18 protein-coding genes and 1 riboswitch are annotated in these 22962 nt (G+C 63.8%); of the genes, 13 read left to right on the forward strand and 5 right to left on the reverse strand.

All coding sequences use genetic code 11. The annotated features are described in order from the left end of the window. The first annotated feature begins 102 nt into the window (after nt 1–102). The 3 genes from RPE78_RS15485 (at nt 103) to rimK (ending at nt 4721) form a co-directional block, all read left to right on the forward strand. Complete coding sequence (locus RPE78_RS15485; RefSeq protein ID WP_330646986.1) at nt 103–594, forward strand: molybdopterin-dependent oxidoreductase; 492 nt, start codon at nt 103–105, stop codon at nt 592–594. Nucleotides 595–608: 14 nt separating this feature from the next. Next, nucleotides 609–3176, forward strand: a complete 2568-nt coding sequence (locus RPE78_RS15490; protein WP_330646988.1) for an ATP-binding protein — start codon at nt 609–611, stop codon at nt 3174–3176. A gap of 171 nt (nt 3177–3347) precedes the next feature. Beyond that, nucleotides 3348–4721, forward strand: coding sequence for a 30S ribosomal protein S6--L-glutamate ligase (gene rimK / locus RPE78_RS15495; RefSeq protein WP_330646990.1), 1374 nt, complete (start codon nt 3348–3350; stop codon nt 4719–4721). A 24-nt stretch (nt 4722–4745) separates the two neighbouring features. Here rimK and RPE78_RS15500 read toward each other — a convergent pair whose 3' ends face one another. The 3 genes from RPE78_RS15500 to RPE78_RS15510 form a co-directional block, all read right to left on the reverse strand. Next, a complete protein-coding gene (locus RPE78_RS15500; protein ID WP_330647278.1) occupies nt 4746–5210 on the reverse strand; it encodes a cell wall hydrolase in 465 nt (154 codons plus the stop codon). Between the two features lie 124 nt (nt 5211–5334). Beyond that, the gene (locus RPE78_RS15505) at nt 5335–6585 is read right to left on the reverse strand and encodes a D-amino acid dehydrogenase (RefSeq protein ID WP_330646991.1); all 1251 of its coding nucleotides are present in this window, start codon (nt 6583–6585) and stop codon (nt 5335–5337) included. A 133-nt stretch (nt 6586–6718) separates the two neighbouring features. Further along, on the reverse strand, nt 6719–8737 hold the full coding sequence (locus tag RPE78_RS15510; RefSeq protein WP_330646992.1) for an FUSC family protein: 2019 nt from the start codon (nt 8735–8737) through the stop codon (nt 6719–6721). 248 nt (nt 8738–8985) lie between these two features. Next, nucleotides 8986–9184, forward strand: a riboswitch (cobalamin riboswitch). A gap of 100 nt (nt 9185–9284) precedes the next feature. Between RPE78_RS15510 and RPE78_RS15515 the strand changes: the two genes are divergently transcribed. The 10 genes from RPE78_RS15515 to RPE78_RS15560 all read left to right on the forward strand — a co-directional run bounded on the left by RPE78_RS15515 (nt 9285) and on the right by RPE78_RS15560 (nt 20851). Further along, complete coding sequence (locus RPE78_RS15515; protein WP_330646993.1) at nt 9285–10313, forward strand: ABC transporter substrate-binding protein; 1029 nt, start codon at nt 9285–9287, stop codon at nt 10311–10313. 20 nt (nt 10314–10333) lie between these two features. Further along, nucleotides 10334–11341 (forward strand): FecCD family ABC transporter permease, encoded by a 1008-nt coding sequence (locus tag RPE78_RS15520; RefSeq protein WP_406721704.1) that lies wholly within the window; start codon nt 10334–10336, stop codon nt 11339–11341. Then, on the forward strand, nt 11341–12102 hold the full coding sequence (locus RPE78_RS15525) for an ABC transporter ATP-binding protein (RefSeq protein WP_330646995.1): 762 nt from the start codon (nt 11341–11343) through the stop codon (nt 12100–12102). The genes RPE78_RS15520 and RPE78_RS15525 overlap by 1 nt, the downstream gene beginning before the upstream one ends. A gap of 10 nt (nt 12103–12112) precedes the next feature. Beyond that, the gene (locus tag RPE78_RS15530) at nt 12113–12547 is read left to right on the forward strand and encodes a pseudoazurin (RefSeq protein WP_406721691.1); all 435 of its coding nucleotides are present in this window, start codon (nt 12113–12115) and stop codon (nt 12545–12547) included. Between the two features lie 467 nt (nt 12548–13014). Further along, nucleotides 13015–14457 (forward strand): cytochrome ubiquinol oxidase subunit I, encoded by a 1443-nt coding sequence (locus tag RPE78_RS15535; RefSeq protein WP_330646998.1) that lies wholly within the window; start codon nt 13015–13017, stop codon nt 14455–14457. A 15-nt stretch (nt 14458–14472) separates the two neighbouring features. After that, nucleotides 14473–15522: a cytochrome d ubiquinol oxidase subunit II gene (locus RPE78_RS15540; RefSeq protein ID WP_330647000.1), complete on the forward strand. Its 1050-nt coding sequence runs from the start codon at nt 14473–14475 to the stop codon at nt 15520–15522. Nucleotides 15523–15528: 6 nt separating this feature from the next. Next, on the forward strand, nt 15529–17307 hold the full coding sequence (cydD, locus tag RPE78_RS15545) for a thiol reductant ABC exporter subunit CydD (RefSeq protein ID WP_330647001.1): 1779 nt from the start codon (nt 15529–15531) through the stop codon (nt 17305–17307). Then, complete coding sequence (cydC, locus tag RPE78_RS15550; protein ID WP_330647002.1) at nt 17300–18973, forward strand: thiol reductant ABC exporter subunit CydC; 1674 nt, start codon at nt 17300–17302, stop codon at nt 18971–18973. The genes cydD and cydC overlap by 8 nt, the downstream gene beginning before the upstream one ends. A gap of 7 nt (nt 18974–18980) precedes the next feature. Then, nucleotides 18981–20318, forward strand: coding sequence for an ATP-binding protein (locus RPE78_RS15555; protein ID WP_330647003.1), 1338 nt, complete (start codon nt 18981–18983; stop codon nt 20316–20318). Next, nucleotides 20315–20851, forward strand: a complete 537-nt coding sequence (locus tag RPE78_RS15560; protein WP_330647005.1) for a response regulator — start codon at nt 20315–20317, stop codon at nt 20849–20851. Before RPE78_RS15555 ends, RPE78_RS15560 begins: the two co-directional genes overlap by 4 nt. A gap of 6 nt (nt 20852–20857) precedes the next feature. Here the strand turns inward: RPE78_RS15560 and RPE78_RS15565 are convergent, their stop codons facing one another. Both RPE78_RS15565 and RPE78_RS15570 read right to left on the reverse strand, forming a co-directional pair. Further along, nucleotides 20858–21949, reverse strand: coding sequence for an N-acetylglucosamine-6-phosphate deacetylase (locus RPE78_RS15565; RefSeq protein WP_330647006.1), 1092 nt, complete (start codon nt 21947–21949; stop codon nt 20858–20860). 4 nt (nt 21950–21953) lie between these two features. Continuing rightward, nucleotides 21954–22910, reverse strand: coding sequence for an ROK family protein (locus RPE78_RS15570; RefSeq protein WP_330647007.1), 957 nt, complete (start codon nt 22908–22910; stop codon nt 21954–21956). Nucleotides 22911–22962: the final 52 nt, after the last annotated feature.

Consider the following 22962-nt stretch of genomic DNA (forward strand, 5'->3'; position numbering starts at 1 on the left):
GAAAGAGGCCGTCATTACCAATGAATTAAGAGTTGCCCTCTATTGATTGTGCATCTCTTGCGCCGATCTGCGGCGCGTCCCGTTTTCAACCGGAGTAGGCCCGTGCGCTACCTGAAGTCTGCCCTTGCCATTCTTGCTCTTGTCATCGCCTCCGCGCTGACCCCGCTTCCCAGCCATGCGGCACAGACCGTTCTGACGGTGCTTGGCGCGCCCGATCACGACGGGCCGGTGCCGATGGATATGGCTGCGCTGAAGGCTCTGCCAGCCGCAAGCTTCACCACAACCACCACATGGACCCAAGGCCCGCAAGCCTTTACGGGGATTTACATGGCGGATTTCCTTGCCGCTTTCCATGTGACGGGCGGATCGGTGAAGCTGACGGCGGTCAATGATTACTCGGTGACCGTGCCGGTGTCCGATTTGCGTCAACATGAGGCTCTTCTGGCCTATGAACGCAACGGGTCGGTCATGTCCGTACGTGACAAAGGGCCGCTCTGGCTGGTTTACCCCTTTGATTCCGACGAAGATCTGCGCAACGAGGTCATCTATTCGCGCAGCATCTGGCAGGTCGTGAAAATCGAGATCCTGCAATAAGGATCTGAACGGCTATGAGTCATCGGTTCATCCGCGATGTGACACGGCGAAACCGCTCGATTGCGGCCTTCGGGCTGCTGATCTTTGTGGCGCTGGCGATTTTCGGGATTACGCGGAACGCGCGGCAGGTCGCGTTGGAAATCGACACGCTCGCCAGTGCCAATTCGGACAGTCCGCAATGGACCCTGTCGCAGATCGAGGTCGAATATGACCGGATGCGTCTGGCACTTCTGTCCGCGCAGCCGGATGACCCTGACTCTGTCGATGAGTTCGGACGACGGTTCGATATCTTCTACAGCCGCATCCAGACGGTGTCGGAAGGGTCGGGATTCCGCGCCATATTACGGAATGAGGGCGGGGCCAAGCCCTTGGCGTCGATCCAGCTTTTTCTGGACCATACCGCCGCCCGTCTTGATGCGCAGCAGCCCTTCACCACGCAGATGAAAGCGCAGATCGAAAGCGAGGCGCGGTCTGCCGAAGGAGATCTGCGGGCCTTGGCGCTGACGGGGCTTGCGATTTTTTCCGAGCAGATCAAGGACCAGCGCGAGCTTGTTTTTGCGGCGCTTGTCAAACTGGCGGTGATGACGCTGGTGCTTTTCGCGATTTTGGCGGTCAGTGCCGTGGCCTTGTGGATCTTGTGGCGGTTCGGGCAGCAAAAGGCCGTGTCGCTGCGCGATGCCATGACGAGGATCACCGCGGTGGTGAATGCTTCGGTCGATGCGGTGATTGTGGCCGATGAACAGTCGCGCATTCTCGAGTTCAACGGGGCGGCGGAAAGTATTCTGGGTTGTAGCAAAGGCGAGGCGATCGGGGCAAGTCTGGAGGAATTCGTGGTTTTGCCCGAGGATCTGCAGCCGCGCAGGGGGCTTTTGGAACTTCAGGCCAAACGCGCCAATGGCGATGAGTTTCCGGCAGAACTGTCAATGCGCGAGGCGCAGGTCCATTCGGGGAAACTCCGCGTGATCTATCTGCGGGATATTTCCCGTAGGGTGGCGGCCAATGCCGAGCTGATTGCCGCGCGGGATCGTGCGCTGGCGGGCGAACGTGAAAAATCGCGCTTTGTTTCGGTGATGAGCCACGAGCTGCGTACCCCTTTGAACGGGTTGCTCGGATCACTCGAGCTGATCCGCGATACCCAGTTGGATGAGCGACAGGCGTCTTTTGTCGAGGCGATGGAGTTTGCGGGGAAATCCCTTCTGCATCATGTGAATGATGTGCTGGATGTCGAGCGGCTGGATGCCGGCAAGCTGGAACTGGCGAAGATCGATTTCGACCCTTATTCCCTGGTTGTTGATGTGGCCACGACCTTGCGACCGGCTGCGACGGGGCGCGGCAATAGCCTTTCGGTCGAGGCGACGAATTCGATTCCGAAGGCGGTGATCGGGGATCCGGCCCGCCTGCGGCAGGTGTTGATGAACATCATCGGGAACGGGATCAAGTTCACCCGCAACGGGGTGGTCCAGATCGAGCTGGAATATGCGATGGCGGGGCAGTCGCTGGAAATTCGCGTTATCGACAGTGGTATCGGCATTTCGCGCGCCGACCAAGAGCGGATTTTCGACGATTTCGTGTCGATCCTGCCGGTGGGCGCGCAGGATATTTCGGGCACGGGGCTTGGCCTTGGTATCGTGCGGCGGCTGTTGAAAGCGATGGGTGGCGAGATCCGCGTGGAGAGCGAGCCGGGGGAGGGCACGGTGTTCTGGTTCTCGCTGCCTGCGCCCTGTGCGATTGTGCGCCACTCTGCTGACCATCAGGCCAAAGACGCCGCCCCGCCGCCGCCGGTGCCGCCGCGCGACATTCTGATTGTGGAGGATAACGCGCTTAACCGCGAGGTTCTTCGCCAGATGCTTTTGCAGGGCCAGCACCGTGTTACAATGGCGATTGACGGGCAAGACGGGGTGGATGCCGCGCGCAAGCAGAAATTCGATCTGATCCTGATGGATCTCAATATGCCGGTGCTGGACGGGATGCAGGCCACCCGTATCATCCGCGCGGGCGAGGGGCCCAATAGCGATACGACCATTGTTGCGGTCACGGCGAATATCTCGCGCGAGGCCGCAGCGGATCTGCAGGCTGCGGGTTGTGACGATGTCGTGTGCAAGCCGATCAATCGTGCGGCGCTGAACCGTTTGTTGCAGGCCCATCATCGGCCTTCTGCACAGGCCGGAACGCCGGGGGACGAGTTTGTCGATCAATCCACGCGTGACGATTTGCTGGAAATGTACGGCCCTGCCGAATTTGCCACCCTGCAGGAGGCGTTCCTGCAGGAAGGGCGCAGACGGATTTCGGCTTTGCAGCAACATCTGATGTATGGTGATCTGGAGGCCTATGCGGGCGTGGCCCATCAGCTGGCGGGATCGGCAGGGATTCTGGGCCTGCAAAAGCTGCATAAGCTTCTGAAGATCCATGAAAATGCAGCGCGCGCCGAAGAGAAAGAGACCCTCTCGCAGCAGATGGAGGATCTGCTGGATCTTTGGGTGCGGGTCGAAGAGCTGATACAGGGGGCGGCGGCACGGACGGCAGGCTGGTCCGGCGCCTCGGAGACGCCGCTTGCGCGCACGGGGTCGAAGCTCTTGCACTAAGGGGGAACGCGCCTGTGAGGCGCAGGATCGTGTGGTGCGGGGCTCTTGCGTTGCGCCTGATTGATCGCTAGAGGCGGCGCGGAAGAGGCTGTTCGAGGATGGCCTCTTTTGTCATACGGGCGTCTTCCTCCCTGTGGCATGTTTTCACAAAATGCGCGAAAGGGTTGGCTGATGGCAAAGACGCCGTTGCAAATGGGGTGGGAAGAATGGCTGTCGCTGCCCGATCTCGGTGTGTCGGCCATTCTCGCCAAGGTGGATACGGGCGCGCGCACCTCTGCCTTGCACGCATCGGAGATTACGCTGAGCGGTCCGGCAGACGCGCCGTTGGTGCAGTTTACCCTGCATCCGGTGCCCGATAATGACGCGATTGCCATCCGCTGCGAGACACCGCTACTGGACCGGCGCGAGGTGACGTCTTCCAATGGCGAGACCGAGCAGCGCTATGTCATCGGCACCACGGTGGCGGTGGATGGCGAAAGCTGGCCGATCGAGATCACGCTGACCGACCGTAGCACAATGGCTAGCCGGATGTTGCTGGGCCGTCAGGCCCTGCGCGATCATGTGACGGTGCTGCCTGCCGTGCGCCGTCTACAACCCGAATTGAACTATGCCGCCTATGAGACGCTGGCCGCCGATGCGCAAAGCCGCCCCAGCCTGCGCATCGCCATCCTGACCCGCGAAGACAATTATACGACCCAGCGTCTGGTGGATGAGGGACGCGCGCGGGGCCATAAGGTCGATGCGATCGACACGACGCGCTGCTATATGGCGATCAATACGCTGGCGCCGGAAATCTACTATGACGGGCGCAAGCTGCCCCGCTATGATGTGGTGATCCCGCGGATCGGGGCCACGATTACTCCTTACGGCGCTGCCGTTCTGCGGCAGTTCGAAACCCTGGGCACCTATTGTGTGAACGGGTCTCACGGGATCATGGCCTCGCGCGACAAGCTCTGGGCGCATCAGATACTGGCAAGCGCGGGGATCGGCATGCCCGATACGGCTTTTGCGGCCTCGCCCAAGGACACGACGAATCTGATCGAGCTGGTGGGCGGCGCGCCGCTGATCGTGAAGCTTCTGGCATCGACGCAGGGCAAGGGGGTCGTTCTGGCCGAGACCCGCAAAGCGGCGGAAAGCGTGATTTCGGCGTTTCGCGGCCTGAAGGCGAATTTTCTGGTGCAGCATTTCGTGCGCGAAGCCGCAGGGGAAGACATCCGCTGTCTGGTGATCGGGGGCAAGGTTGTTGCCGCGATGAAGCGCAAGGGGGCCGAGGGGGATTTCCGCTCCAACCTGCATCAGGGCGGCACCGGCGAGGCGGTGAAGATCACCACGCAGGAAAGGCGGATGGCGGTCAAGGCGGCGCGCAGCTTCGGGCTGGGTATCGCGGGGGTTGACCTGTTGCGGGCGAAAGACGGGCCGAAAGTGCTGGAGGTCAATTCCTCGCCGGGATTTCAGGGCATCGAAACCGTCGCCAACAAAAACCTTGCCGAGCTGCTGTATCGGGAAATCGAGGCCCGTAAGGGGCGGGTGGTTGGGCTGGCCTAGGGCCGCCCCCGCCGCTTTAGGGTCTCAATAGCCGGTTATGCCTTCCAAAGGCGGCAGCGGGCTGGCATTCACAACGTTTTCCGGACGGCGTTTTTGATAGAAGGCATTGCCGCCGGTGGTCAGCACATAATCGATATTGTTATAAGAGGCGCGATAGCTGGCGGTATGGAAATATTGCGCGTTCTGGATATAGGGGTGACGCTCTCCGCGCAGCACGGCGCGGGCGGCCTCGCGCAGATAGGGAGCCGAGCGGGTGTCCATCTTGCGCGACATGATCCCGCGGGCAAACTGGTTTTTCTGGCTGACGACACCGCAGACGGTGTTCGGGAAATCCGGTGACTTCACACGGTTCATCACCACGCTGCCCACGGCCACCATGCCATCGCGGCTGGAGCGGTTGGATTCGAAATACATGGCGCGTTCCATGCATTCCTCCGGCGTGGCCCGATGGCCAAGCCCGCATCCGGATAGAAATCCGGCGCAGGTCAGTGTGAAGACCACAAAAAACGGGGAAGCGGCGCGTTGGGGCAAGATGGTTTTCCGTATGAAAGCAGTCCAGAACCTGCCGGATAATTTACGTCGGCCCGCTATCGGGGCGCAAGCGGTGCAACGATTATTTTCGCACCCTGTAGGGGGCTGCGGAAATCGGGCTCGGGGTGCCGCTGACCAGATCGGCCAGCAAAGCTGCCGCGCCTGCGGCCATTGTCCAGCCGAACGTCCCGTGACCGGCATTGACATAAAGCCCCGCAAGCGCGGTCTCTGCGATGAACGGCAGATTGGTCGGTGTGGTGGGGCGCTGACCGGCCCAGAATTGCGCCTCTTCGGCCACATAGCTGTCGGGGAACAGGCTTGCCAGCGACAGGCGCAGGGTTTCCAGATGGCGTCGGGTCAGCCCTTGTCGCCCGCCTGCAATCTCGGCGATGCCCCCCACGCGGATCGTGTTCTCCAGCCGTGTCAGCGCCACTTTATAGGTGTCATCCAGCACGGTGGATTGCGGCCCGTAGGCAGGTATGCGCAGCGGCACCGTCATCGAATAGCCCTTGAGCGCGGCAATCGGCAGGTCCAGCCCCAGCGGGGCCAGCAGGGCTGGTGTTTCGTGACCGGTGCAGAGCACCACCCGTTCGGCGCGCAGCGCCTCGCCCTTTTGGTCCATCGCCCCTCTCACATGGCCGTTTTCCACCAGAAGGCCGGAAACAGGGGTGTCATAGCGGATCTCGCCGCCCCGTGCGACAAAGGCGGCGGCAAGCTGTCTGGTAAAAAGGCAGCAGTCACCGGTTTCATCCTGCGGCATGTAAAGCCCGCTGACGGGCGGTGTTTCGGCCCGTTCCAGCCCCGGTTCCCTGGCAAGGCAGCCCGCGCGGTCCAGCACCTCATAGGGGATCTCGCGCTGATCCAGATAGTCGGTATGCAGGCGCAGATCCGTCAGGCTGACGGGATGGCGGAACAGTTGCAAGGTCCCGCCAAAGCGCTGTGCATAGTGCAGTGGCACAGTGTCGCGAAGGCGGGCCATCATCGCCTGACTATAGACCGACAGGGCCATCATGGCCTGAATATTGGCCGTGTAGCATTTTGCGCGGCACTGGCGCAGGCTGGCCAGCATCCAGCGCAGATCACGGCGCGACAGAGGGGGGGATATCGCGAAAGGCGTGTGGGTCTGTAACAGCCATCTGGGCAGTTTGCGCCAGATTTTGGGGGCGGGCCACGGCGCGGTATAGCCGGGGGTGATCATCCCCGCATTGGCGTGGGATGTGCCCTCGGCGGCGGTGCTTTGGCGCTCGATCAGGCAGACATCATGGCCTTGCTCTTGCAGCGCCCATGCGCTGGTCGTGCCGATCACACCTGCCCCGATCACCAGAATTCTCATCGCCCTTGCCCCAGATATCCGCGGTTTCTCGGGCGTATCTTCGCCTCCGGCGGGCCGATGGCGAGAGAAATCCGGCGTGATCGCCGGATTTGCAGGGAGAGGGTCGGACGTTTGCCTAGCAAAAAGGCGCCGCTCAGGCTTTCAGATAGAGGTCAAGCCGGTTTTGCAGCAACTCAAGCGCCTTGCGGAGGTCCGTGGGCGAGGTCTGCGCGGGCAAAGCGGGCAGGGAGGCATCGCCCGCATGGCGGATGGCATCGGCGAAAGACTGCGCGGTCTGCCGGAGCAGATGCTCTTTCTCGGGATCGGCTTCGGGCGAGATCAGCGCATGGGTGGTCACCGCCCCCGCCAGCACCCGCAATGCCCCCAGAACATCGCCCGCCGCGTTCAACTGGTCGGCACCGCGCCGCCCTTCCATCAGCTTGCGCTGGCGGATGGTCTCGGCATTGGTGCTTTCCAGTCCGGCCTGACGACGCAGCGCATCGACCGGCTCGGGCAGGCTCGTGCTGCCCACGGCGGCGGCGGCATAATCCATATTCGCCTGCACGGCCTGCGCCAGAATATCGCGGAAATGCGGCTCGGCGCGTCCGGGCCAGAGGGTCGCCCCAACGATAAAGGCGATGACCGACCCCAGAATATTGTCCAGCGCCCGCGAGAGGGCAATGCCGTGATTGGGCATGACCAGCTCGGTCACCAACACGAAGAGCGCGCTGACCCCGATGGTGAAGATCGTATAATTGACCCGTTTGAACGCGATGGTGATTGCGGATGTCGGGATAATGACGGCCAGAAGGGGCAGTTGCCCCGGCGACAGGGCCAACAGGCCAGCGGCAAAAAGCCCCCCCGTAATCGAGCCGAGCACCCGTTCCAGCATGCGCGGCCATGTGGTCGAGAGCGCGGGCTGTAGCACCACAATGGTGGCCATCGTGGCCCAGTAGAAATACTTCATCTCCAGCGCCACACAGACCAGATAGGTCACCACCACTGCCACCGTCAGACGCAGGGCATGGCGCAAGGTCGCATCGGGGATCTGCCGCCAGCTTGGGCGCGGCGTGCCGTCCTGCTGCGGCGCGCTGCCCGACAGGCTGTCGCCGCGCAGATGTTCGGCAAAACGCAGGAAGGCTTCGGCCAGATTGCGCACCACGGCCTGACTGCGCGCACCGGCGCGGTCGGCAGCGCGGGCAAGGTCCTCGGCTTCCCAGACCAGCCGCTCGGGATGGGGATGGCGGGTCATGGATTGCATCTGCGCCTCGCTGAGCAGGGCGCCGATACGGGCCAACTGTTCGCGAAGGGGGGCTTCTTCCTCGGGGCTCAACGGATCGCTGAGCATATGGTCAAGGGCAATCATGGACGCAAAGATCCGGTCGGCGCTGCCCAGTTCTGCCATGAACTGGGTATGGCCATTGCCCAGACCAAGGATCGTGCCGCGCGCGCGTTCGATGGCGGCCCGCAGCGCGCGACGGTATTCGGGTTCTGCCGCCCCGAGGATCTCTTCGCGGCCCAGACGTGCGGCCATGGCGCTGTTCATCTCGGCCAGACGGGTGAAAACCGAAGCGATCGCGCGCCGTGCAGGCCCCTGCGAACGCAGCTTCCAGATCCAGAAACTGAACACCAGCGCCCAGATCCCGCCCACGAGGAACGCCCCCGCCAGATGGAGCGAGGCGACCGGATCATTGGGAAACCCGACGGCGACCCCGCCCACCACACAGATGAGCGTGCCCGATTGGGCCCCGCTTGGTCCGAAGATGCCGCCCAATGCCGGCAGGAAGATCAGCGGGATCAGCGTCAGGCTGGCATAAAGCGGGCCAAGCCCCGCGCTGGCCGCACCGAGAAAGGCGGCAAGGGTTCCGGCGGCCACGAAGGCGCCCATTGCGCGGATACGGGTCCGGTCGCGCCCGCCCGGATCGCAGAGGCAGACCCAGAACGCTGCGAATGCCGCCCAAAGCAGTTTCGGCTCGCCGCTGGCGGCGGCGGTCAGCACCATCACCGCAAAGGCCAGCGAGGCGCGCAACCCTTCGGCGACACCAATGAATTCCGGCACCATGCCGATGGAATATCCCTCGAGCCGCCGCGCCATACGGTAGATCAGCGAACGATGGGCGGCGGGAGACGGCGGCCTGCCATTCTCCGGTCCGGTAAAAAACGGCGAGGCCATGCGCGGAATGCTCCCTTTAGGCTTTAGGCAGTCTTGCTGCCATTTTAGGCTGCAAGCGCGGGGAATTAAATGGGCAAAACTGTCGCGCAGGGACTGGGAAGGTCGGGCTGGCCTTGGTGCAACAGCTGGCGGTTCGGGGCGGATTGCGTGCAAGCGCCCCTTGCGGGCGGCTCCTTGCGGCATTTGGCGCGCAGAGAGCGGCATCGTGCAGTTGGGGGCTTTGGCCGCTTGACCTCGGGGCGCGGGGGTGACAAACACATCGCGTCGGTATCCGAGAGGATATAATAGGGAATCCGCCCCGTGGGACTACGGGAACCGGAACTGCCCCCGCAACTGTAGGCGAAGAGCCGGACCGGAATCCACTGAGGCAGGCATCGACTGCTTTGGGAAGGGCGGTATGGCGATGAGGCGCCAGTCAGGAGACCTGCCGACATCGGATTTTCAAACCGGACGGGGTGTGTCGGTGGGTTGTCTCCCTTCGCCCTGCGGGGCGGCGGATCCGTCATCCCATATGGTGCTTTCCGGTCCTTCTGAAGGAATTGGGCATATGAGATTGATTTTACCGGCCGGTCTGGCACTGCTTTTGGGCAGCACGCCGCTTTGGGCGCAAACGCCAGCACAGACGGGGGCTACGCAGTATCCGCTGGTGCTGGAAAATTGCGGCAAACGCCTCACGATCGAGGCGGCACCGGAGCGCGCGGTGACGATCGGACAGTCGGCGACCGAGATCCTCTATTCGCTGGGGCTGGCAGGAAAGGTCAAGGGCACCTCGGTGTGGTTCAATCCGGTGCTGCCGCAATTTGCCGATGTCAATGCGACGATCCCGCGTCTGGCCGATAACGATCCCAGTTTCGAGAGTGTTCTGGCGCAGAAGCCGGATCTTGTTGCGGTGCAATATGAATGGCATGTCGGGCCGAGCGGTATTGTCGGCACGCGCGAGATGTTCGACGATGTCGGGATCAACACCTATATCATGCCCGCCGATTGCGACACCAAGGACAATTCGACCGGTGGCGACGGCACGCGGGTCGGGGCCTTTGCCCCCGAGCAGGTCTATAAAGGGATCACCCAGCTTGCCGAGATTTTCAACGTGCAGCCCGCAGGCCGGACATTGGTATCGGCGTTGCAGGCGACAGAAGCCCAAGCCGTGGCGCGCGCGCAGGCGCTGGACCTGCCCGAAGGTCTGTCGGCCGTTTTCTGGTTCTCCTCGGCGGATCTGGAGCTGGACCCCTATGTGGCCGGTCGTCTTGGTGCGCCGGGCTATATGATGGGTAAACTCGGCATCCGTAATGTGATCGAGTCGGACGAGGAATGGCCTACCGTCGGTTGGGAGACCATTGCCAAAGCGGATCCGGATGTGATCGTGATCGCCAAAATGGACCGGCGCCGCTTCCCCGCCGATGATGTCGCGGCCAAGATGGACTTTCTGAAGACCGACCCTGTGGCAAGCCAGATGAAAGCCGTGCGGGAGGGGCATATCGTGGTCATGGATGCCCATGCGATGAGCGCGACCATGCGCAGCATCTACGGGCTCGACAGCCTGTCGCAAGCGCTTTCGGATATGACCTTCGAATGAGCGCCTCCGCCGCGCCTTGGATGGTCTGGGGGGGGATCGCGCTGGTCCTTGCGGGCACTGTGCTGACAGGGGCGGCCATTGGCGAGACCCGCCTGCCGCTGGCCACCGTCTATAAGGTTCTGGCCAATCATCTGTGGCAGGCGGGCTATCCGCTGGACCGCATCGATGCCGGTATCATCTGGAGCTACCGTCTGCCCCGCGCCATTGTCGCCGCCAGTTGCGGGGCGGGGCTGGCCTTGACGGGGGTGGTCTTGCAGGCGCTTTTGCGGAACCCTCTGGCCGATCCCTATCTGATGGGGCTTTCGGCAGGGGCTTCGACCGGTGCGGTGCTTGTCAGCGTGGCGGGTATCGGCGCGGGCGCCGTGTCGATGTCTGCGGGGGCATTGGTCGGGGCGCTGGCCGCCTTCGGGGCGGTGGTGGCGCTGGCCCATGCCATTCCGGGCGGCGGGCGCGGCAATCAGGGGGCGGCGGCCATCATTCTGGCGGGGATCGCGGGGAGCCAGATGTTCAACGCGCTCACCGCCTTCATCATTGCCCGCTCTGCCAATGCCGAACAGGCGCGCGGCATCATGTTCTGGCTGATGGGCAATCTGTCGGGCGTGCGCTGGGAGGACGTGGCCCCGGCGGTCTTCGTGACCTGTCTGGGCGTCGGGCTATGCCTTTGGTACCGGCGTGCACTGGATGCCTTTACCTTCGGTGCCGAGAGCGCGGCCTCGTTGGGGGTGGATATCCGCAGGACACGCGGCTTGCTGATCACGGTCACAGCGGTGATGGTGGGGGTTCTGGTGGCCAAAGTAGGGGCGATCGGCTTTGTCGGGCTGGTGGTTCCGCATGCGATGCGCTTTCTGGTCGGCACCCGCCACCAGCGCCTTGTGCCGGCCTCGGCGCTGGCGGGGGCGGTGTTTCTGGTGGCGGCGGATATTCTGGCCCGCATCATCGTTCCGGGGCAGGTGCTGCCCATCGGTGTGGTGACGGCGCTGGTCGGGGCACCGGCCTTTGCCCTGATCCTGATGCGGGGCGCGCGCTGATGGTCCTGCATCTCGAGAATGTTTGCGCCAAGGCGCATCGCACGCCGCTGCTGCACGCGATCACCCTGCAACTGGAGCCGGGGGAATGTCTGGGCCTGATCGGCCCGAACGGGTCGGGGAAATCCACCCTGATGCGGCTTATGGCGGGCTTGGGCAAACCCGCCTCGGGCGAGATCCGTTTTGGCGCAGTGCCATTGCACAGGATCTCGGCACGGGCGCGAGCGCAGAAGATCGCCTTTGTCGAACAGCAGGCCGAAACCACCGACCGTTTGCGGGTGCGCGAAGCGGTCGAATTGGGACGCATCCCCTTTCTGTCGCCCTTGCGGGGCTGGACCGCGCAGGACGACGCGCATGTGGCCAAGGCCTTGGCGGCGCTGGATATGCAGGGCATGGAGGACCGTCTCTGGCATAGCCTGTCGGGGGGCGAGAGGCAGCGGGTGCATATCGCACGGGCATTGGCGCAGACCCCCGAGTTACTGCTTCTGGACGAGCCGACAAACCATCTGGATATCCGCCATCAACTGGCCCTTATGGGCTTGGTGCGGGCATTGCCGGTGACGCGGGTGATCGCGCTGCATGATCTCAATCAGGCGTTCGGCTGTGATAGGGTCGCCTTGCTGGAGCACGGTCGACTGCGCGCGATCGGCCCCCCGTCCGAGGTCCTGACGCTGGACCATCTGCGCGGCTGCTTCGGGGTCGAGGCGCAGCATATCCGCGATCCGGACGGCAGGCCCTTGCTGCATTTTATACAGGCATTATGAGGATAGTATATTGAAATATTGTGCAATTATTGGATGTATCGCGGTGGCGGCGCTGCTATTGCCCGATGCCGTGATGGCCGAAACCCATGAGGTCAAGATGCTGAACCGCGGCGCGGGAGGGGCAATGGTCTATGAGCCGGATCATCTGACAATCGCCCTTGGCGACAGCGTGCATTTCGTGCCCACACAAAAGGGCCATAACGCGGCTTCGATCAAGGAAATGCTCCCCCAAGGCGCAACTCCGTTTCTGGGGCCGCTCTCGAAAGAAGAGACCGTGCGCTTTGATGTGGCGGGGCGCTATGGCATCAAATGCACGCCGCACTACGCGATGGGAATGGTCATGGTGATCGATGTCGGGGAAACGGTCGACCCCTTGCCCCAGACCCTGCCCGACACCATTCCGCGCCGCGCCAGAGAGCGTTTCGAGGAGATCCTGTCGCGCTAGTCATGGACGGCAAGCGGGATTGGTCCTGACAGGTTAGCTGGCGTCAAGCGGAGGCGATCCGCTTGGCGCTTTTGTGTACGTATGGGGCCTTTGGTTTCTCTGCCGCGAGAGGGATCAGCGCGAAATGGTTAAATTACAGTTAAAACCTGAGATGAGGATTTTACCATAGGGCATTGAAACATCTTTATTTTACTGAATCCCCACCAATTTCCTTCAAGGCGCATATCTATTCATTTCCTGCATGAAGACCGTCAGGCAAGTTGTTATTAACAAAACGTAAACCCCGATATGTGCCGCGCGAAAAGATGTATTCAGCATTGGACAATTTGTCCAATGCCGCGCCTTGCACTGCGGGTTTAGGAACGGGCGCGTCAGCAAATGCGGCGTTGTTTCCTGATATCGGGCATGAGGGCCTTTTCCGGCCTCGGCCAAGGGCTATGGGCGCTGCCACAGCAAAAGGCGTTGCGATGCAACCAGATCCACTCAGTGTCCTGATCTCGCGGATGGATTTCGCGCTGATCTCTTCCGTACATATCCTGTTTCCGCCGCTTACGATCGGCCTTGCCATCATCCTGTTCAGTTTCGAACTGGCATGGTTCCGTACCAATGATGAACGCTGGTACCGGCTGTGCCGCTTTTTCGAGAAGCTCTTCATTGTCAATTTCGGCGCGGGCGTGGCCACCGGCGTGACGATGGAAATGGCCTTCGGGATCCTTTACGGGCCGTTTTCACAGGCTGCGGGGCCGTTTTTCGGGCAGGTGCTGGGCTATGAGACCATCACGGCGTTCATGTATGAGGCCGGTTTTATCGGTCTGATGATCTTTGGCTGGGGTAAGATCAGCCGCAAGATGCACCTGTTTGCGACATTCAATGTGGCGCTGTCCTCGACGCTGTCGGCGATGTGGATTCTGGTGGCCAATAGCTGGATGCAGACGCCGACCGGGATCGAGTTCAAGGACGGGATGTTCCATGTCACCGACTGGCTGGCCGCGCTGTTCAATCCCAATGTCTTCGCGGCTTTCCCGCATATGCTGCTGGCGGCGGTCGAGCTGTCTTTGTGTTTTGTGGTGGCGGTCTGCGCATGGTTCGTCTTCAAGCGCCGTGAGGTCCAGCTGTTCATCCGTCCGCTGCGTTACAGCCTTGTCGCGCTGGCCGTTGTGGCGGCGGGCCAGATCTATCTGGGCGATCTGCTGGGCGAGAATGTGCTCGAGCATAAACCGGCGGCGCTGGCGGCGATGGAGGGCCAGTATGACACCTATGATGCCGATGGGAACGCCAATACCGCGTGGAACGTCATCGGCTGGCCCAACAAGGAGGGCACCGGTCTGGCATGGTCGATCAAGATCCCGCATGCGCTGTCGCTGATTGAAACCAAAACGTGGAATGGCGCGGTCGAGGGGTTGAATACTTTCCCCGAAGACGAGCGCCCGCCGGTGGTGCTGCCGTTCTACAGCTTCCGGATCATGGTCGCGATTGGCGGGGCCATTCTGGCGGTGGCGCTCTGGGGGGGCTGGCTGAGCTACCGTCGTCAGCTCTGTGCCAGCTATGCGCCGCTTCAGCGCCGCTTCCTGATGGTCTGTATCGCGATGGTTTCGCTACCGTATATCGCGGTCATTGCGGGGTGGTGGACGCGCGAGATCGGGCGTCAGCCGTGGATTGTCTACGGGATGATGCGGGTCGAGGATGGCATGTCCAACCTGTCGGTCGGTCTGGCCAGCTTCTGGTTTGCGGGCTTTGCCATTTTCGAATGCGCCGTGATTGCGGGCACGATCTGGTATCTGCTGAAGGTCTGCCGGAACGGGCCCGACCTGACCAGCCCCGTCGCGGGGGACGGAGAGGAAACGCTGGGCGAGCTGGACCTGCCCGAAGGGCCGCATGCGAAACGTCCCGAATATATCCGTCCGGTTTGAGGGGAGAAAAACGAGATGACCCAACTTGATGACATGCAGTATTTCCTTGCCAATGCCTGGTGGCTTGGTCTGGGGGTTGCGATGCTTCTTTATATCGTGCTGGACGGGGCCGATCTGGGGGCAGGGATTTTCGGGCTTGTGGTGGGCGACCATGACGAGCGCGGCGCGATCATGGCGGCGATGGCGGGCACGTGGGATGCCAACGAGACATGGCTGATCGTGGCGGGCGGCATTCTTTTCGGCACCTTCCCCTTTGTCTATGGCTCGGCGTTCCATTATCTGATGGTGCCTCTGGCCTTCGTGCTCTGGGGGGTGATGTCGCGGGCGGTTGCGATCGAATTCCGCCATCTCGCGTCCGAGAAATGGCAGCGCTTCACCGATTGGGTGTTCGGCCTGTCCAGCCTGACCGTCACCTTCTTCGGCGGCATGAGCGTGGGGGCGGTCCTGCAGGGCTTTCCGCTGGTGCATGAGGCCGGAAAGCTGCCCTATTATGCGGGCGGTGCCTTCAATTTCGTCTCGGCTTTCTCGATCTGGACGGGGATTGCCGCCTGTGTCGCGGTCACGCTTTCGGGGGTGCTTTTCGTGCGGGCGCGTTTTGAGAAAACCGAGCGTATCCGGCAGGATGCGGCCCGCTGGACGGCTGTGATCTTCTGGCTGGCAATCGGCTCTGTGCTGGTCACGCTGGTCTGGAGTGCGGTGCTCTTCGACTGGGCGCGCGACGCGTGGTTCGGGCGGCATTTCTGGGCATGGGGGCTGTTCGGGCTGGCCGCGCTGTGGTGCATCGAGCAGGTCCGCCGCGACACGCTGCGCGACCGTGATCTGGCAGCGATCCTGTGGTATAACGCCGCTGTGCTGATCCTTGGTCTGGGCATGCTGGTCACGCTGCATCCCTGGCTTGTTCCGGGGACCTGGACCATCCGTGACGGGGCAAGCCCGCAGGTGTCGCTGATCACCTTCACCATGACAATGGGGGGCTTCCTGCCGGTTATGATCATGTATAACTGGTACCAGATCTGGGTCTTCCGTGCGCGGATTTCCAAGCTGGTCGCCTACGAGCACCACTGAGCGCGCATGTCTGTGCCCGCCCGCCCGCAAGCCCCGCGTCCCCTGCATGGGGACGCCGTCCGGCCCATCGAAGGCTGGCTGCGCCGTCATGGTCTGGCGGGGCGCAGCGTTGCGGCCCTGTCGGTCTGTGCAGCGGTCGGTTCGGGGGCGATGGTGGTGCTGCAGGCCTATGCCACCGCCCGCATGATTACGGCGGTGGTGGTGGATGGGGTCGCGCTTTCGTCCTTGCAGGGCGATATATCCTTATTCATCATTTCCATGATGTTACGAGCCATTCTTGATGTTTTGCGTGAAGGGCTGGCCTTCGAGGCAGGGGGCAGGATCCGCGCGCATCTACGGCGGATCATCCTGCAGCGGATCGGGCATGCGAGGCTGCAGGATCTGCCGCCTTCGGGCGAGGTCGCGGGCATCCTGTCCGAGGGGGTTGAAGCGGTTCAGGACTATTTCGCGGCCTTCCTGCCCCAGCGTCTTGTTGCGGCTCTGATCCCTGTGCTGGTGCTGGTCTGCGTGATCCCCTTCGACTGGGTCAGCGCGCTGATCCTTGCGGTGACCGCTCCCGTCATTCCTGTCTTCATGATTGTGGTCGGCAAGGGGGCCGAGGCGCTCAACCGTCGCCAATGGCAGCGCTTGATGGTGATGGGGGCGCATCTGTTCGACCGTATCGCGGGGCTGGTGACCCTGCGCCAGCTTGGCGCGGCGCGGCGCGAGGCGGCGCTGGTTGCGGCCATGTCGGAAGGCTATCGCAGCGTCACGATGAAAGTGCTGCGTCTGGCGTTCCTGTCCTCGCTGGTGCTGGAATTCTTTTCGACCATCGCGGTGGCGATGGTGGCGGTCTATGTGGGGTTCCGCCTGTATTACGGCGATCTTACCTTTTTGCCGGGACTGTTCGCGTTGCTGGTCGCGCCCGAATTCTTCCGTCCGCTGCGCGAGATGGGCCAGCATTATCATGCACGTATGGCGGCCATCGGTGCGGGCGAGGCGATGATGGCGTTGATCGGCCCCGATCAGCCCGCCGCCACAGGGATCGCCGCCGCAGGGATCGCCCCGCGCGACTGGCGGATGCTGCGGGTGGAGGCGTTGAGCTTTACCCATGCCGACCGCTCTGCCAGCACCGATGTCGATGGGGACAGCGTGGGGCCGCTCTCCTTCACACTCGAACGCGGGCGGAGCCTTGCGGTGATGGGCGCAAGCGGGGCGGGCAAAACCACCTTGGCGCGGCTGCTTCTGGGGCAAGTCTCGCCTTCCAGCGGGCAGATCCTGCTGGACGGGCAGACGATCGCCGCGCAGGACTTGCGGGCGGGTATCGGCTGGCTGCCACAGACGCCGCGCCTGTTTGCGGGCACGCTGGCCGAGAATATCGCGCTTGGCCAGCCCGCCGCGACGCAGGCGCGGATCGAGGCTGCGGCACGGGCCCCGCAGGCGCACGGGTTTATCTCTGCCCTGCCGGAGGGCTATGCCACCCGTCTGGGGGAAGGCGGGGCGGGCCTGTCGGGCGGCCAGATCCGGCGGGTGGCGATGGCGCGGGCCCTGCTTGTCTCGCCCGCGCTTCTGATCCTTGACGAACCGACGGCGGCGCTGGATGCGCAAGGCGCGCAGGCCCTGATGCGCAGCGTTCTGGCGGCCACGCCCGATGCGGCCCGCCTGATCATCACCCATGACCGCGCCTGCGCACAGCTTGCCGATCATCTGATTATGCTGCAGGCGGGCAAGGTGGTCTTTGACGGGCCACCACAGGATCTGCCTGCGGCCTTCTTCGAGGCGCCGAAGGAGGTGCGTGATGTCTGATCTGCGGCGCCTGTTACATCTGTGCAGACCGTTCCGCTGGCGTATCGCGTTTGGGGTCGCGCTCTCGGTAACGGTGATGCTGTCGAATGTGGCGCTGATGGCCGTGTCGGGATGGTTCATCACCTCGATGGCCCTTGCGGGTCTGGGGCGGTTGACGCTGGAATTTTTCACACCGGCGGCGGCCATCCGTGGCCTTGCGCTGCTGCGGGCGGGGGCGCGCTATCTGGAACGGCTGGTGACCCATGAGGCGACGCTGGCCCTGATCGCCAAGCTGCGCCCGTGGCTTTATACGCGCCTTGTGCCGCTGGCCCCTGCCGGTCTTCGGGGGCTGCGGCATGGGGATCTGCTGGCGCGACTGCGGGGCGATGTGGATGCGCTGGAAAATGTCCACCTGCGCCTTCTGGGGCCGGTGCTTTCGGCGCTGGTTGCGGGCGGGGCGGTGGTGCTCTGGCTCGGGCTGGTCTGGTGGCCGCTGGCGCTTTGGGTGGCGCTGGGGCTTTGCGTGGCGGGCGGGCTTGTGCCGCTGATCCAGCGCGCGTTCCTGCGCCAAAGCGGCGGGCGGATCACGCGCGCCCGTGCCCGTCTACAGGCCGAAAGCGCCGATCTGACCCGCGGTCTGGCTGAATTGCAGGTGTTTGGCGCGGTGGAGCGGCAGGTCCTGCTGGTGCAGGCCTGCGCCGCGCGGATGGTGGCGGCGCAGCGCAGGCAGGCATGGCTGGGCGCGGTCTTCACCGCCTTGGGCAGCCTTGTCGGTCAGGGGATGGTGCTGGGCGCGCTGGTGCTGCTGATCCCGCAGGTCAGCAGCCACACCCTGTCGGGGCCGGAGATGGCGATGCTGGTTCTGGCGGTGATGGCGGCGATGGAAACCGTTGCGGGGCTTCCGGCGGCTGTGGCGCATTGGGACAGCACGATGGCTTCGGCGCGGCGCATTTTCGAATTGGCCGACCAGCCGCCCGAAGTCCTCGAGACGCCCCATCCCCGACCTCCGCGCGCGCCGGAACTGGTGCTGGATCATGTGTCTTTCGCCTATCCCGGCGGGCCGGAGGTGATCCGTGATCTCAGCCTGCGGCTTGTACCGGGCCAGAGCCTTGCGCTGACGGGGCCAAGCGGGGCGGGCAAGACGACGGTGCTGAATCTGGTGCAGCGGTTCTGGGACCCGTCCGAGGGGGCGATCTCGCTTTCGGGGGTGGATCTGCGGGCGCTGTCCGATGCCGATCTGCGTGGCGGGATTGCGGTGGTGGACCAGCATGTGCATCTGTTTAACGGCACGATTGCCGAAAACCTGCGGCTGGCGCAGCCCGGGGCCAGTGACGAGGCGCTTTGGAACGCGCTTGATCTGGCGGCGCTGCGGGCCGAGGTGGCAGCGATGCCGCAGGGGCTTGCGACCCGTCTGGGCGAGCTGGGAGCGCGGCTTTCGGGGGGGCAGGCGCGGCGGCTTGCCGTGGCACGGGCGGCGCTGCAAGAGGCCCCGCTGCTGCTGCTGGACGAGCCGACCGAAGGGCTGGACCGCGCCACGCAGGCACAGGTGATTGCGGGGCTGCGGCAGTTGGGGGCAGGGCGGATGATGCTGATTGTGACCCATCACCCGCAGGTTCTGGCCCTTGCGCAAAAGAAGATTATGTTAAACCCGACTGCCGCCTGCACTCCCCTGCCTGCCAGCCTCTGAAGGTCCGATGAAGACACCTGTCCTGCCGCCTGCCGCCTCCGGCGACCCCGATGACGCCATTCGGGCGCTGTCCGAAGATACCGGACGCCGCAATCTGGCGCTGCTGATCCGGCTGCGCTGGATCGCCCTTGCGGGGCAGGCGCTGGCGATTGCGGTGACCGTGCTCTATCTGGGCGCGGATCTGCCGGTGCCCGAGATGATGGCGGTGATCGGGCTGTCCTGCGCGATCAATCTCTTTGCGCTCTGGCGCTGTTGCAAGGGGCTGGCCGTTTCCGACTGGATCGTGACCGTCGAGCTGCTGATCGACATCGCGGCGCTGACCGTGCTTTTGTATTTCAGCGGCGGGGCGGCCAATCCTTTCGTGACGCTGTTCATCTTGCAGGTGATGCTGGGATTGCTGCTGGCCCCCATGCCGCAGGTGATTTTCATCCTGTCTGCGGCTGCGGCTGCGCATTTCTGGCTGCTGCGCCACGGTCGTCCGCTGCGACTGCCGGCGATGGGGCCGGAGCAAATGACCCAGATGACCGGCGACGGGTTTTTCGGCCTGCATCTGCTGGGAATGTTTCTCAGCTTCGTGCTGGCGGCGGGGCTTCTGACATGGTTTGTCAGCGGGCTGCGGCGCAATCTGGCGGCGCGGGATGCGCAGATTGCGGTCTTGCGGCAGAAACTGGTGGAAGACGAGCATTTCGTGCGTCTGGGGGTGATGGCCTCCAGCACGGCCCATGATCTGGGCACACCGCTGACCACTCTGGCGGTGACGCTGGATGAATGGCACGAAAGCGGCATTCCCGACAGTCCACGCCGCGAAAAGGTTCTGGCGCGGATGCAGCAGGAGCTGGCACGGTGCCGACATATTGTCAGCGGCATGCTTTTTGCCGCAGGGCTTGACCGGCTGGATCTGGCCGAGGCGCTGCCTGCGGGCGAATTTCTGGACGAGGTGATCACCGACTGGCGCGAGGACGGGGGCGCGCTGGAGGTGGAGATGCGGCCCGCGCCGGTGCTGGGGGCGGCGCTGATTGCCGATACGATGCTGGAACAGGCGCTGCGCAATATCCTGACCAATGCCCAGCAGGCAGGCGCGCGCCATATGACCCTGTCGGCGCATCGCGAGGCCGGTCATCTGGTGGTGGTGTTTGACGATGATGGTCCGGGATTTCCGCAGGCGGTGCTGGATCATCCGGTGCGGCCTATGGCGGCGGGCAAGGGCGACCCCGGTCGGGGGTTCGGGCTGTATCTGGTTTCCAATGCCGTGCGTAGGCTGGGCGGGGACTGGTCGGTCGAGAACAGGGCGGAAGGTGGTGCGCGGGTGCGACTGAGCCTGCCGTTGAAAGAGGACGAGACATGACAGAAGCGGTGCGTAACTTGCTGATCGTCGAGGATGATTCCGCCCTGGCGGAGACATTGACCGAGGCCATGACACGGCGCGGCTTTGCGGTGTCGCAGGCCGGTTCGACCGAAGAGGCGGCCATCGTGGCGGCGCAATCCCCGCCCGATTTTGCGCTGGTGGATCTGAAGCTTCCGGGGCGGAACGGGCTGGAATGCGTGCGCGAGCTGGCCGCGCTTGATCCGGCGCCGCGGATCGTCGTGCTGACAGGCTTTGCCTCGATTGCCACAGCGGTCGAGGCGATCAAGCTGGGTGCGGGGCATTATCTGGCCAAGCCCGCCACCGCCGCCGAGATCGAGGCCGCTTTCGCGCGTGGCGCGGGCGAGACGGATCTGGCCTTGGGGCAGGCCTCGGGGGGCATTCGGGTGAATGAATGGGAACGCATTCAGGAAGTGCTGCGCGCCACCGATTTCAATATCTCCGAGGCGGCGCGGCAACTGGGGATGCACCGCCGGACACTGGCGCGCAAACTGGCCAAACGCCAGCTGCGCTAGGCATCGCTACACCGTGACATGCTGCAGCTGGTCATCAAGCAGCAGCAGCTCGGCCACCGGCAGGCCCGCCGCAAGATCGGGACGCGCCAGCCCCATAGCATCGCGCGGCACCAGTGCCGCCATGCGATAGGCGGTCTCGACGGTCATGCCCATTCGCGTCACCGCATTGCGCAGGCAGTGCACCAGATCGGTATGGGCCCCCGCCAGCGCACCCTCGGCATTGACCAGCGCCCCGTCCTTGAGGCGGATCGTCTGGCCATAAAGCTCGAAATGGTCGGGGCCGCCAATCGTGGCCATCGCATCCGAGACCATGAACATCCGGTCGGGCAGCGGGCGCGCCTGACAGGCGATCTGCGCCATCGTGAAATCCACATGGTGGCCGTCGAGGATGATGCCCGCATAGGCCTCCGAGGCGATGGCGGCCCCCAGCAGATTGGGCGCGCGCGAGGTCATGGCGGGCATGGCGTTGTAGAGATGGGTGAAACAGCGCAGCCCCGCCGCAAGGGCCGCGCGGGTTTGTGCGGCATCGGCCATGCTATGCCCGCCCGAGACCACAACCCCCATTTGCGCCAGCTCCTGGATCACCGGCAGGGGCACACATTCGGGGGCCAGCGTCAGCATCACCGGAATATCCCGCGCGCGCAGCCGCTGCAGATCCGTCATCGTGCGGTCATCGAAGGGGCGGATGAACTGCGCCTGATGGGTGCCGCGCTTGGCGGGGTTGATATGCGGCCCCTCGATATGCAGGCCCACAAACCCCTCCATCCCGAAGGCCTCGATTGCGGCATCGACCGCGCGGGTCAGGCGCTCGGGCTCGCAGGTGATCAGCGTGGGCATGGCCCAGCCCGTGCCCCGCAGGCGCAGCGTGCGGATGATATGGGCGATCCCTTCGGCATCGGGGCGCGAGTTCAGCATCACACCGCCTGCGCCATTGACCTGCAGATCGGTCAGCGCCGGACCGGCAAACCCGACCTCTAGATCGCCGGTTTCTCCCGCCTCTGCAGCCCGAAACCCGACCAGACGGCCCTGCACCACCTCCAGCCGCAGCGGTCCGCAGAACTGTCCCGCGACCCAGCCGCGCTTGGCGATGACGATCATGATGCTATTCCTTTGCCGCTTCCTGCACCGCCAGAATGGCCGCGCCGCGTGCGCCCGAACTATCCCCATGCGCCGCCAGCCGCAAGTCGGGCAGCGCCATCGGGCCAAGCCGCACACGGGTGAAAGCCCGCGCCAGATGGTCGGTGACCTGAGGCAGTTGCGACAGCCCGCCGCCCAGAATGATGCAATCCGGATCAAGGGTCAGATGCAGCGTCAACAGCAGTTCGGCGGCCAGCGCGGCCCAGATCTCCAGCACGCCGGTGGCCGCAGGGTCGCCATTCGCCACCGCCGCCCCCAGATCCTCGGGGGGCAGGGCGTGGCCCAGTTTGTGCTGGCAGATCCGGCGCAGCCCCGGACCGGCAAGATAGGTTTCAAAACATCCCTTCCTGCCGCAGCCACAGGGGCGGATCGGCAGGCCGTGCCGTTCAAGCAGCGGCGCTGGCAGGCCCAGATGTCCGGCCTCGATTCCTGCGATGTTGCGCCGGTAGGGCAGCGCGCCGTCCAGCACATGGCCCGCCCCGATGCCCGTGCCCATGATCAGCCCCAGAACCGAGCGCGCGCCCAGACCGGCCCCGCCATGTGCCTCGGACAGGGCAAAGGCCTGCCCGTCATTGATCAGCGGGATCTTGCGCCCGATCTTGCGGGCGATGGCGGCGGGCAGGTCAAGGCCGGTCACCGGAATATTGGCGGCCATTGCCGCGCCGTTGAACGGGTTGATGATCCCCGGAAGGCCGATGCCGATCGGCAATCTGGACCCGCGTCCAGAAGTCTCCTCCAGCCAGCGGATGGCTTTGGACAGCGCTTGCAGGAACGTCTCGACGGTATCGGTCGGCGTAGGAAAGCGGGTCGCTTCAAGGCTCTGATAGCCTGCGCCGAACAAACGCGCCTCGATCTTGGTGCCCCCCAGATCGATGCCTCCGGCAATCGCGTTCGGATAGGTTTTGGCTGTAGCTGCCGCCATCGACGCGCCTCCTTCTGTCTTGCGCCAGATTAGCGGCAAGAGCTTTTCACCG

The organism is Thioclava litoralis (genome assembly GCF_045278885.1).
Classification (GTDB): domain Bacteria; phylum Pseudomonadota; class Alphaproteobacteria; order Rhodobacterales; family Rhodobacteraceae; genus Thioclava; species Thioclava litoralis.